This window comes from Amphritea sp. GJ51-11 (assembly GCF_055808735.1).
On record NZ_CM147881.1, the window covers coordinates 4320671 to 4333104 of the forward strand.

11 protein-coding genes are annotated in these 12434 nt (G+C 48.3%); 5 read left to right on the plus strand and 6 right to left on the minus strand.

The window, feature by feature from the left end; translation table 11 throughout:
- The first annotated feature begins 16 nt into the window (after positions 1-16).
- Entirely contained in the window at positions 17-1045 is a 1029-nt protein-coding gene (locus AC0L4K_RS19540) for a zinc transporter ZntB (RefSeq protein WP_417225784.1), read from the plus strand.
- Here AC0L4K_RS19540 and AC0L4K_RS19545 read toward each other — a convergent pair.
- Positions 1042-2196, minus strand: a complete 1155-nt coding sequence (locus AC0L4K_RS19545; RefSeq protein ID WP_417225786.1) for a DUF3095 family protein — start codon at positions 2194-2196, stop codon at positions 1042-1044. The two genes, AC0L4K_RS19540 and AC0L4K_RS19545, sit on opposite strands and share 4 nt — an antisense overlap.
- A gap of 241 nt (positions 2197-2437) precedes the next feature.
- On the minus strand, positions 2438-3190 hold the full coding sequence (locus AC0L4K_RS19550) for a zinc ribbon domain-containing protein (protein WP_417225788.1): 753 nt from the start codon (positions 3188-3190) through the stop codon (positions 2438-2440).
- A 374-nt stretch (positions 3191-3564) separates the two neighbouring features.
- On the opposite strand from AC0L4K_RS19550, the gene AC0L4K_RS19555 reads away from it, so the two are divergent.
- The gene (locus AC0L4K_RS19555; RefSeq protein ID WP_473267610.1) at positions 3565-4311 is read left to right on the plus strand and encodes an MBL fold metallo-hydrolase; all 747 of its coding nucleotides are present in this window, start codon (positions 3565-3567) and stop codon (positions 4309-4311) included.
- A gap of 1 nt (position 4312) precedes the next feature.
- Positions 4313-4945, plus strand: a complete 633-nt coding sequence (locus tag AC0L4K_RS19560) for a hypothetical protein (RefSeq protein WP_473267611.1) — start codon at positions 4313-4315, stop codon at positions 4943-4945.
- A 137-nt stretch (positions 4946-5082) separates the two neighbouring features.
- On the opposite strand, the gene gyrB is transcribed toward AC0L4K_RS19560, so the two are convergent.
- Genes gyrB through dnaA form a run of 4 tightly spaced genes read right to left on the minus strand, consistent with a single transcriptional unit; the run spans position 5083 to position 11345 of the window.
- The gene (gene gyrB / locus AC0L4K_RS19565) at positions 5083-7509 is read right to left on the minus strand and encodes a DNA topoisomerase (ATP-hydrolyzing) subunit B (RefSeq protein ID WP_473267613.1); all 2427 of its coding nucleotides are present in this window, start codon (positions 7507-7509) and stop codon (positions 5083-5085) included.
- An 18-nt stretch (positions 7510-7527) separates the two neighbouring features.
- Entirely contained in the window at positions 7528-8616 is a 1089-nt protein-coding gene (gene recF, locus AC0L4K_RS19570) for a DNA replication/repair protein RecF (protein WP_417225794.1), read from the minus strand.
- Positions 8617-8658: 42 nt separating this feature from the next.
- A complete protein-coding gene (gene dnaN, locus AC0L4K_RS19575; RefSeq protein ID WP_473267614.1) occupies positions 8659-9762 on the minus strand; it encodes a DNA polymerase III subunit beta in 1104 nt (367 codons plus the stop codon).
- Positions 9763-9791: 29 nt separating this feature from the next.
- Positions 9792-11345: a chromosomal replication initiator protein DnaA gene (dnaA, locus tag AC0L4K_RS19580; protein WP_473267615.1), complete on the minus strand. Its 1554-nt coding sequence runs from the start codon at positions 11343-11345 to the stop codon at positions 9792-9794.
- 533 nt (positions 11346-11878) lie between these two features.
- On the opposite strand from dnaA, the gene rpmH reads away from it, so the two are divergent.
- Together rpmH and rnpA are read left to right on the plus strand one after the other, a co-directional pair.
- Positions 11879-12013, plus strand: a complete 135-nt coding sequence (gene rpmH, locus AC0L4K_RS19585; protein ID WP_091354204.1) for a 50S ribosomal protein L34 — start codon at positions 11879-11881, stop codon at positions 12011-12013.
- 23 nt (positions 12014-12036) lie between these two features.
- Entirely contained in the window at positions 12037-12423 is a 387-nt protein-coding gene (gene rnpA, locus AC0L4K_RS19590) for a ribonuclease P protein component (RefSeq protein WP_417225800.1), read from the plus strand.
- Positions 12424-12434 lie beyond the last annotated feature (11 nt).

A 12434-nucleotide genomic window follows, 5' to 3' on the forward strand; every position in this document is an offset into this window, starting at 1 on the left:
CCACCTTGGTGGTGCTATGCTGTTAACGGTCGGGCTAACCGATTTTTTATCACAGTTAAGGGCCTATATAGATATGGGATGTTCCGGATTAGTTTATGGTTATTGTTTGGATGGTCAGGGTGGCGGCCAGGTTATTAAGCCGGAAGATGTGGCCGATACCTTACCGACAGATCAGCTAACATGGCTTCATTTTGATTACACCCACGCGGATACCCAACAATGGATAACCGAACACAGCCAGCTCGATCAGGTGGTCATTGATGCCCTGCTAACCGAGGAGAGTCGGCCACGTTCAACACAGGTAGGTGACGGGCTGCTAATCGCGTTACGAGGAGTCAACGTTAGCCCCGATTCCGACCCTGAAGACATGGTCGGCATTCGCATCTGGATCGATAAACAGCGCATTATCAGCACCCGCCGTCGTCATATGCTGGCGGCAAAAGATATGGTTGAAGCGTTGGCCGCAGGCATTGGCCCAACCAGCCCCGGTGATTTTCTGGCGATGCTTTCAGCCGCGCTCATGGTGCGTATGCAGGACACGATTAACGACACTGAAGACGCCGTCGACTCCATCGAAGAAGAGCTAGTTAGCTCCAGTAGCTATGACCTAAGAAACAAAATTTCGGCTGTACGGCGAGTAGTCATCTCGTTGCGTCGCTATCTTGCACCACAAAGAGATGCGCTATTACAGATGCATCAAACTCGAGTACCCTGGATAACCGAGGGAGACCGACAGCAATTACGAGAAGTCACCGATACGCTTATCCGCTATATCGAAGATCTCGATTCAGCTCGGGATCGTGCGGCGGTGGCTCAAGAAGAACTATCCAACCGCCTGGCGGAACAGATGAATAGTCGTATGTATCTGCTGTCGTTAGTGGCAGCGGTATTTCTACCGCTGGGATTCTTCACCGGCTTACTGGGGATCAATGTTGGAGGAATGCCCGGAGCAGAAAACCCCTGGGCTTTCTGGATCGTCAGCGGCTTTATGTCAATCACCGTGGCGATTCAGGTTTGGCTCTTTAAACGTAAAAATTGGTTTTAAACGGCTACTCTAGCCAGCCTAGCGCTAAGGGCTTTCTTTAGCATCTTAGCCGCTAGGGCATAACCACCATCCGTCCCATCAACAAAATGTAGATGGCCACCATCAGTCATACTTTCAACATAACAGGTCATCTGCGCAGCGTCAGACACCTGTATGCCATAGAAAACCTGGCCTGCTAGACTAGCCGAATGCAAATACTGCTCTATTGCCTGATACTCATCCATGGAACAGTTCAGCACCATTCTCAACGTGTCATCAAACTTTTTGAAATCACAATGCAGCGGCGTGTGTTCGATATATTGCTTGGCGCTGGGTATCAGCTTAAATAGACCCAAATTGAAGAATGGCACCGCCATAAAGATGGCTAAAACCTCTTTAATAAAAGCGCGGTTAAAGCCAACATCAGAGATCTTAATCTGCCGTTTTAGGTTTGCTAGCACAGAATAGTAACGGGCATTTTCCATCCGTACTGGGTTCGCATTTTCAAAAGAACCGAGAATACGCTTAAGCTGAGTAATGACTTCAGGCAGCACCCGATTATCGTCCTCAACCGGCTGGATCAAGATCGACAACGTCACCCCCTTACCCGAAGGAATCGGTTTCCAACGACAGGTCAAACCCGAAAAAACCTCCGCACTCTCAAACCGTGCTGCCGGCTCACAACGAAACTCAAGCTCCGTTTTCACCAAGGTCTCGGCCAAGGAAATACCACCCCCTTTAAACATGGCCTGTGCAAACCCAATGCCCGACACATACTTAGCAACCTGTAACTCTTTACCCCTCGAACGCAGCTCTTTTACCGACACCATCCCCGTATGAAGTTCTAAATTAAAAATCTCTTTGGCGTAATAACTCAGTGACTGCAACACCTTAAGTGTTGCCTCGCGCAGGCTTTTGTTAATTAACACCACCGCGCCATCACCGCCAAAAATAAACGGCAGGTCATGATCAACTAAATTGAGATGAGCCGTAATCGCCGCCGCACCAATAAAATTAACATCGCGATAATTACCTTGCTCTATCGCTTCGGTTGACCCGCGCACATCGACTACTGATACATACCAATCATCGGGCACAGAACAATAGACGCTGTCATCAACAAGCTGAGAGATATCCGTAAAGCCGGATAACTGACAATAAAAGTCTTCCATCGGTGAGCGCCATTACATCATGAGAAGGCACCATCTTCGGTGAGAAGAGCAGGGCAGACAAGCGCTATACCCACCACTTTGTTGATTGCCGATAACGAATTGATAAAGAACTTAGACTAGATGGGAATAACTTGAGGGGTATAAATGCAGCTAAATGAATCGCTGACTGACATACGCGTAACGAAAAAACGCATACTCAAACTACTAGGCTAGGTATGCGCTTAGATACATTTAATCGATGTTAGCAGTTTTCAATCGCACTAGTTAGCTGCTGAATGACCTTTTTAATATCACCCGCTTTCGTATATAGCACCATCTTCGCACCACCCACTCCCGTAATGGTGAGTGCAGCCTTACGAGATAAAAAGCCGAAACACAGCAGTGCGCCTCCGACGATATAGAGTACAGGAACGTTGTACTGATCTGCTGCCACAAGCGCGCCGACGCCAATTAAATAGAGCCATATATGGCTGAAATATGACGCTTGGCTAAACTCAGCAATCCTTACTGGGTTAATAGAGAAGTGCATATCCTGGAAAAAATTGCGGCCTTGATACACCACTAATTTGTTAGGATCGACGACCTGATGATAACGCTGAGTCACCTTATCCATATCTTCATCAACGTCTGTTACATTACCCGTGCTCGCAATTCTTCCGGCATCCGTGTGAATAAAGGCCAGCACAAAGAAACCCACAACGGTAACCCCAACAGCTAAAGGCCACTCCATCTTTAACCAAGCATAAACAACCACAGCGAGTATCGGTACGCCAATTAAAAGATAAACCCAGTTACGGGTTTTTAAACAAGAGAGTGCGGCAATTTCAGCCAGCACTAAATTAGCGCCACCGGCTTTAAAGATCTCCGCTTTTTCTGTTTTAACCGCTTCAGTAACAACAGCCTGAGTGGCCGTTAGCGGATGACCGCAGGATGGACACGCAACAGCAGCATCTGAAATCTGTTTACCGCACTCGTAACAAGCGACTAAAGCCATAACTTTTCCTTAAAATAATGTTACCCAATGATGGGGATATAAACCTCATCAACGTAGCAGTTTGTGCACTGCGGAACAATATCCCATGAAGGGGAGAACAAGATAAATTAGGAAGACTTACGCCTACTTGCGTTACGTCACTGTTTTTATAAGATCAAACCAAACAGGAGCAAAGGATAGCAGCAATAGCTGCCAGCGATTAAGTCATAACTTAACCGGACCGGCAGCCACCAATCTATGTTCGTTATTGCAATCAAAGCACCGATAGCGATAATCAAGTACAGATCTGACTGACTTAGGGCGGCCTCGATCTGCAGCTAAGTGCCTCTTTTCCTAATAGCCTCACCCATATAATTTCATAAACAGAAAAATAGATGACCAAGCAATCAGGATCAAACACACCGAATAGTTTCAGTCTACTGGTGCTAGGCGTTGCCGGCGGGGCAGGCCATGTTTACAACGGCAGTTGCAGCAGTAGTTTTGTTATTCTAAAAAATGACCAGCCTATCTGCCTTGTCGATCTAGGCTTGGGGGTTACCCGCACACTCAGTAGCTATGGCTACACACTGCCCGACACTCTCATTATCACCCATAACCACACCGACCATGCCGGTGAGTTACCCGTGGTTCTGCGAGTTGAAGCGGCACAACAACGACTACTTAATATTGTCGCCGCCGCGCCGGTATCAGAAAGACTTCAACAGCACCGTATGGCCGAACACGCCGAACTTTTTCAACCGGCCGAGCTGGCCAACTGGTTAACGGCTCAAGTCGATACCCCGATGCCACTGACCGATGAACTGGATATCACCTTTCATACCGCCAAGCACTCGGAGCTCTGTTATGGTTTCGTGATCTATCGTGATGGCGCTCCGCTAATCGGCTATACCGGCGACAGTGGTTATTGCGCCGAGTTATATGAAACAGTGGCGGGTTGTCGCGTTTCAATCTTTGATGCTCGCCCCAAAGGAAATCTCTGGCACGCAGGCCTTGATGAGGTAGCACCTTTTTTGACCGAACAGGCTTATATTATCGGCCATGATCTCGATGCCGAGCAGATCCCAACAGACAGTCAACTGTTAAAGCCCGGCCAGCTAATTACAATCCCAGAGAGCGATTAAGATGCCATTTGCAGAGCTTGCTAAGCTAATTATTCAAGGCATCTATATGTTGTCCCCTTATTGTTGGGCCGACAGTTATCTCAAAAAGCGAGAGTTCCGTTTTCAGCAGGGCAGCGAAGAACAGAAAAAGTGGCGCCGTTGGCGGTTATTGATATCTGAAAAATACATTGTCTACTGGTTATTCGCCGCCATCGCACTGTTTATTTTAACCCCGATATTGCCTCAGTGGACGGCGGGGTTATTGCTGCTCAGAGCCTTGGGCATCATCAACAAGGAGCTCGGCGTCATTCTATTTGGCACCTGTAAGATAACCGAAGGCACAATGGTGGCTGCCTCGGGCAGAGTGATCGTGCTGGGATTGGTCAACTTTCTAACCGGCATGTTCCTCTTTGTTAGCGCCTATGCGCTGATCTGTTCCTTTGAAGCGATACCTGCCTACACCGAACGCAGTCTACCTCTGTGGGCATTGATACAGGGAATGAGTGTGCAATTTACCCTCTCCAACGCCTTCCCACCGGCCGATCTATTAACCTGGTTTATCACCCTGTTCCACAGCGGTTTCTGCTTTATGTTTGGCACCATCGTAATCTCGATGTTTGTTTCACTGCTAAATATTCAGCCGTTGCACAAATAAACATACGGTCTAGAGTTAGGTTAGGAATTAGTCGCTAGCGATGTAAGAAGACATCGGTAAGCTCCTTAAACACAGCAGGTACAAAAAAGCAGCCATTTGGCTGCTTTTTTATTCACGCTAAATCAGAAACCCATCCATCAAATATCCAAGTTAGACACGTTCAGGGCGTTGGTTTCGATGAAATCACGACGCGGTTCTACTTCATCGCCCATCAGGGTAGTGAAGAGTAGATCGGCGGCGATAGCATCATCGATGGTAACCCGCAGCATACGACGCTGCTCAGGGTCCATGGTGGTTTCCCAAAGCTGTTCCGGGTTCATTTCACCCAGTCCTTTATAACGCTGGATGTAGTAGCCACGCTTGGACTGTTCCATCAGCCAGTTAAGGCCGGTGGTGAACTCAGTGGTAGCCAGTGTCCGTTCGCCACGTTTAAAGTAGGCGGTTTCTTCTAGCAGACCGTCAAGCGTGTCACCTAGGTTAGTCAGCGCAGCATAGTCTTTCGATTCAAAGAAAGACTGATCGAAGGTGTAGTTATGGCTCACACCGTGCTGAACTACGTTGACGTTCGGCAGATAGATACCTTGGCGCTCCGGATCTTCCGCGGCGGAAGAGGTGAACACATCACCACCGTCTAAGGTGTCTCCTAGGCCATCACAGACCTTATCGATCCACTCGGCAACGGTTTGTTCATCACTTAGATCAGCTAAAGATAGACGCGGGGTATAAACCATCTGACGCAAAATCTGTTCTGGATAGAGACGTGACAAGCGCGCTAGCATCTTATCGACGGCACGATAGCGATTGACGATCTCTTCAAGGCCCGTACCGCTAATGGGGGGAGCATCGGCATTGACGTGCATGGAGGCGCCTTCTAGCGCGCCCTGAAGCAGGTAGTTTTCCAGCGCATCATCATCTTTCAGATATTGCTCTTGCTTACCTTTCTTGATCTTGTAGAGCGGTGGCTGAGCAATAAATACATGCCCACGTTCGATGATCTCAGGCATCTGCCGGAAGAAGAAGGTCAGCAGCAGGGTACGGATGTGTGATCCATCTACGTCGGCATCGGTCATGATGATAATAGAATGATAACGCAGCTTATCCGGATTGAACTCTTCTCGGCCAATACCCGTGCCGAGCGCCGTGATCAGTGTGCCAACTTCGGCAGACGCCAGCATCTTATCGAAGCGGGCTTTTTCGACGTTGAGGATTTTACCTTTGAGCGGCAGAATCGCTTGAGATTTACGGTTACGACCTTGCTTGGCAGAACCGCCAGCGGAGTCACCCTCCACCAAGTATATTTCAGAAAGCGCGGGGTCTTTCTCTTGGCAATCGGCGAGTTTTCCGGGTAAGCCGGCAATATCCAGCGCGCCTTTACGGCGGGTCATTTCACGGGCTTTACGGGCCGCTTCACGGGCGCGGGCGGCATCGATCATCTTCGAGACAACCGCTTTAGCATCCTGTGGGTTTTCTTGCAGGTAGTCGTTTAACTGCTCATACATCGCTTGCTCAACCGCGGTTTTCACCTCGGATGACACCAATTTATCCTTGGTTTGCGATGAGAACTTAGGATCGGGTACTTTTACTGAAACGATCGCGGTCAAACCTTCACGGCAGTCATCGCCGGTGGTTGACGCTTTACCGTTTTTATTGAGCTTTTCCGCTTCAATATAGTTGTTCAACGCACGGGTAAGGGCGGTTCGGAAACCCGCCAGGTGAGTACCACCATCCCGTTGGGGAATATTGTTGGTAAAGGCGTGGATACTTTCTTGATAGCTATCATTCCACTGCATCGCCACTTCAACGCCGACACCATTGTCGTGCATAACGTTAACGTGGAACATCTTGTTCGCTGGGGTTTTGTTGGTATTCAGGTAATCAACAAATGAACTCAGGCCGCCTTCATAGGCAAACAGCTCTTCATCACCGCTGCGCTCATCCTTCAAGCGAATAGCAACACCGGAGTTGAGGAAGGAGAGTTCCCGCAGGCGTTTCGCGAGGATATCGAACTTAAATTCTAACTGGTTGTGGAAGGTATCTTCAGACGGCCAAAAACGCACTGAGGTACCGGAGGTTTCGGTTTGACCAACAACTTTCAACGGCTCATCTGGCACACCGTGACGGTAGGTTTGTTCAAACATTTCACCACGACGGCGAATCGTCAACCTAAGTTCAGCGGAGAGGGCGTTAACCACCGATACACCCACACCGTGCAAACCACCGGATACTTTGTAGGAATTATCATCAAACTTACCGCCGGCATGCAAGACGGTCATGATCACTTCGGCAGCGGAAACGCCTTCCTCTTCGTGCAACTCGGTGGGAATACCCCGGCCATTATCCGAAACCGTCACACTGTTATCCGGGTGGATAACGACTTTGATTTCGCTACAGTGGCCAGCCAGGGCTTCATCGATTGAGTTATCCACAATCTCGAAAACCATATGATGCAGACCAGTACCATCGTCGGTGTCGCCTATATACATTCCCGGGCGTTTACGAACCGCATCCAGCCCTTTTAGGACTTTAATACTGGAAGAATCGTATTCCTGATTTTCGCCGCTCATTCAGATCTCCTGGCTGTATTACTGAGTGCTAAACGCACCCTCTTGTATATTGAAAAAACGTAACTCGGCCTGGTCTGACCAGTAACCGGTGAGCGCATCTTTATCAACACTGGTGATAAAACATTGGCTCGACGTCTTTTCTAAATAATTACAGAACAGTCGGCTATGTTGCTGATCAAGCTCTGACGGAAGGTCATCAATCAGATAGATGCAGGCACGACTATTCAACTTGTAAAATAAAACGCCCTGCGCCAACTTGAGGCTGCTCACCACTATTTTCTTTTGGCCCCGTGAGAGGCGTTCTGAAGCGGTGTGGCCATCAACTTTAAGACGCAGGTCAGCCCGTTGTGGTCCGGCACTGGTATAACCCTGACGCAGGTCGCGTTCAAAATTATCATCCAACACCTGATCCAGGCCGCGTTTTTTATCCCATCCGGGACTAAAACTTAGATCGATGCTGACGCCTTCAAGCAGGTCAGCAAGGATCAGATCAAATTCAGGTTTTAACGCTTCAATATACAGTTCGCGAAGCGTATTTAACTGTTCGGCATAGGTTATAAATTCTTGGTCCCAGACCGCCCGAATGCGTTGCTCGATTTTACCATATTTCAGCAAAGAATTTCGTTGTTTTAATACCCGCCTAAATCCCCGCCAAAGCCTTATAAATTCTGGATTTGAATGGAACGAGCCCCAGTCTAAAAACTGCCGTCTAACGGCGGGGCTACCCTCCAAAATCATAAAGGTTTCGGCGTTAATCACTTGGATCGGTAATAGCTCTGCCAAGGTGGTGATATCGATGTTATTTCCGGCATAGCGGATACGACAATCACTCTCTAGATTGCGTTCGACACCTAACGGCTGACTGGCACCACTGCCCATCGCATCCACCTGAGCAAACACGGTACATTGCTGCTCACCACTCTGAATCAAGTGGTTTAGCTTATTGGTACGAAATGAGCGGCATAGCCCGAGCATATGGATCGCTTCAAGCACACTGCTTTTGCCGCTGCCATTGGGGCCGTGAATGATATTAATACCGGATGACGGGCGCAGGCTAAGCTCGCTCAGGTTGCGAACCGCGCGAATATTCAGTTGGGTTATTGGCATATAAGGAGGGTATAAGAAGGGGCCTGAGGCCCCCTGACAGGATTACATCCGCATCGGCATAACAACATAGAGAGAGTTGGCATCATCGAGCCCCTCAATCAACGCGCTGCTGTTTGAGTCGGCTAGGGTGAAACGTACCACCTCAGAGCTAACGATCGATAACACATCCAACAGATAGTTAACGTTAAAACCAATTTCCAGAGTATCGCCTTCATAATCGACGGCAACGGTTTCTTCCGCTTCTTCCTGTTCTGGGTTATTCGCCATCACCTGCAGGTAGCCGCTGGTCAGCGATAAACGCACACCACGGTATTTCTCATTGGATAGAATCGCGATACGGCTAAAAACCTGACGCAGTTCTTGACGGGTGCCCAACATAAACTTGTCGCCACCTTGAGGAATAACCCGCTGATAATCCGGAAACTTGCCGTCAACCAGCTTAGAGGTAAAGGTAAAATCACCGGCATGGGCACGGATATGATTAGCACCCACCACCAGTTTTACCTGATCATCACCACTCTGCAGCAGGCGAGCCAGCTCAAGGATACCTTTACGTGGCACGATAAACTGATGATTCGCCGGACCGTTAGTGTCGACTTCAGCCACACTGGTCGCCAGACGGTGACCATCGGTTGAAACCGCCCGCAGGCTATTTTCGGTAATCTCTAGCAACATACCGTTAAGGTAGTAACGTACGTCCTGCTGCGCCATCGAGAAGCCGGTCTGGTCAATCAGATGACGTAACTGGCTTTGCAGTACATTAAGCTCGAATGACTCAGGGCTATCCTCAACATTCGGAAACTCAGCCGCGGGCAGGGTAGAGAGAGTAAAACGGCTGCGTCCCGCCTTGATGACCATTTTCTGGCCTGTCAGTGTCAGCTCTATTTGGGCTGAATCTGGCAGAGATTTACAGATATCCATCAGCTTGCGGGCTGGAACGGTGATCGAACCCGCTTCAGCTGGCTCATCCAACTGTACCCGGCCAACCAGCTCAACTTCCAGATCGGTACCGGTCATCGACAACTGATCACCTTCAGCGACCAGCAGGATATTGGAAAGCACTGGCAGAGTCTGACGACGTTCCACAACCCCTGCAACCAACTGCAACGGCTTAATTAGCGCTTCTCGCGAAATAACAAATTTCATCTTTTGCTACCCTTAATTGATCAGACTGTTTACGCCGTCAGATGACGCAATAAGTTCTGATAATCCTCTCTTATATCCGTATCGGTCTCACGCAGCGAAGCTACTTTACGACAACCATGCAGAACTGTTGTGTGATCTCGCCCACCAAAAGCGTCGCCAATCTCAGGTAAACTGTGATTGGTCAGCTCTTTCGACAGGGTCATAGCAACCTGCCTTGGCCGGGCCACAGAACGACTACGTCGTTTCGAAAGCAGGTCCGATACTTTGATCTTATAATAATCGGCGACAACCCGCTGAATATTATCAATACTAACCTGTTTATCCTGCAATGCCAGCAGGTCTTTCAGTGATTCTTTAATAAAAGGCGTGGTTATTGCGTTTCCGGTGAAGTGAGCATTCGCAATCACTCGCTTCAGCGCCCCTTCAAGCTCCCGCACGTTGGAGCGAATCTTTTGTGCCAAGAAGAAAGCCGCATCATCCGGTAAACGCACCTGAGCTTCTTCGGCTTTTTTCATCAAAATCGCCACCCGGGTTTCCAGCTCCGGTGGTTCAATCGCCACCGTTAAGCCCCAACCAAAGCGGGATTTAAGCCGTTCTTCAACACCGTTAATCTCTTTCGGATAACGGTCACTGGTCAGGATCATCTGCTGACCACCCTCTAACAGTGCGTTAAAGGTGTGGAAAAACTCTTCTTGCGAACGCTCTTTACCGGCAAAGAACTGAATATCATCGATCAATAATGCATCGACCGAGCGGTAATAACGTTTAAAGTCATTGATAGCGTTCAACTGCAACGCCTTCACCATATCGGCAACAAAACGTTCAGAGTGTAGATAAACGATCTTCGCCTTAGGATTACGCTGCAACATCTCCATACCCACCGCATGCATCAAGTGGGTTTTACCCAAACCAACGCCTCCGTAGATAAACAGTGGGTTATAAGAACCACCAGGGTTATCCGCCACCTGTTGCGCCGCCGCCAGTGCTAACTGGTTCGACTTACCCTGAACAAAGGAGTTAAAGGTAAATGACTGATTAAGATTTGATTGGTGACGCACACTGCCTTCAACGTCCACATTACGTGAAGGTGAGCCAGACATAGTCGTCGGCGCAACCGGTTCACGGTGGTTAATCGGTTGAAAGCTGCTGTCATCTATCGCCAGCTGATAGGGTGGGTTTTCTTCGATCGGTGCAGGGTTGGCCGGTTGAGCCGCGCGGGTATTGCGGGCCGGAGGCGCTGATGAGAAAGATTCTGCATCGGCAAAATGACTATCAGCACGACGCGCTGGCGCTGGCGGCGGTGCAGGGCGAACCGGTCGTTGTGAAAAACCACCGGCCCGACCAGCAATATCAATACTGACCGAGCCAGCAATATCACCACTAACCGCATTGACTACTTCAGTGATCCGTTTAAGGTATTTATCGCTCACCCAATCTTTAACAAAACGATTAGGCGCCAGCAGTACCAAACCGGTCTCAGACTCTGAAGACACCTTCAGCGGTCTAATCCAAGTATTGTATTGTTGTGAGGGGAACTCAGCCTGTAGATTTTGAAGACACTGTTCCCACAACTCAGCCGGCATAGCTAGTCCTTAAACATTCTCTAGTTTCACCCGATGAGAGTGAACGAGAATAAGATCGAATACGTAAAAAATATCAGCAGATAATACCTTGTAACAGCCCGCTTATCCACAGTTAGAATCAATCTGTTGCTAATTCTTTTTTCGTCTGTTTTTCAATCAGTTAGCCTACAATCCAGATATTATGCGGGAAACAGAGCGATCGTTTAAAAACTATCCAGATCTTAAATACAGTTAATATTCAGACCTATCAACAAGCTATATGTTTAATTTAAAACAATTTTATCGACTTAATCACAAATTATTGTGCATATCTGAATAAATTCATAAGCCGCTTATAACCCTCTATGCCTACTTATATATAGATAACTTCTATTTAGCCTTGAATAGCGATTTAGATCAGCTTTTTTAACTTTATTGCCAGTTATGGTTTGCAATGCAGAAATGTTTTCCCTATAATTTCGCGTCTGTTTTTGACCGTGGGATTCAGCCAACCTTACTGATACCACCACACTGTATGTTAGTAGGACTGACCAATGAAAAGAACATTTCAACCAAGTAACCTTAAGCGTAAACGCACTCACGGTTTTCGTGCTCGTATGGCAACTAAAAACGGCCGCGCTGTGATTAACCGTCGTCGTGCAAAAGGCCGTAAGCGTCTGTCAGCATAATTTTTGCCTGTCAGGCTCTCTGAATGAATGAATTCAGCTATCCCCGCCAGTTGAGACTTTTGACTGGTGGGGATTTTAAACAGGTATTCAGCCGAGCCAGCCTCAAGGTGTCAGATAAGCATCTGTTGATCCTTGCACGTCCAAACGAGCTAGAGCATTCCCGCGTTGGCTTTGTCTTCTCCAAAAAAAATATCCGTTTAGCTGTTAATCGTAACCGCGTTCGGCGTATTATTCGCGAGTCTTTCCGTCTTAATCAGCATAAGCTACCCAATGTTGATATCGTCATCCTGGCCAGACCAGGTCTTGGAGATATTGATAACAGCGAAGTTCAAGCGCTTATTACACGCAGCTGGAACAGACTGATTGGCCGGGCCAAGGCAAAATCCGATAAAACAAAATCAAACTCATAACTGAATGGTCC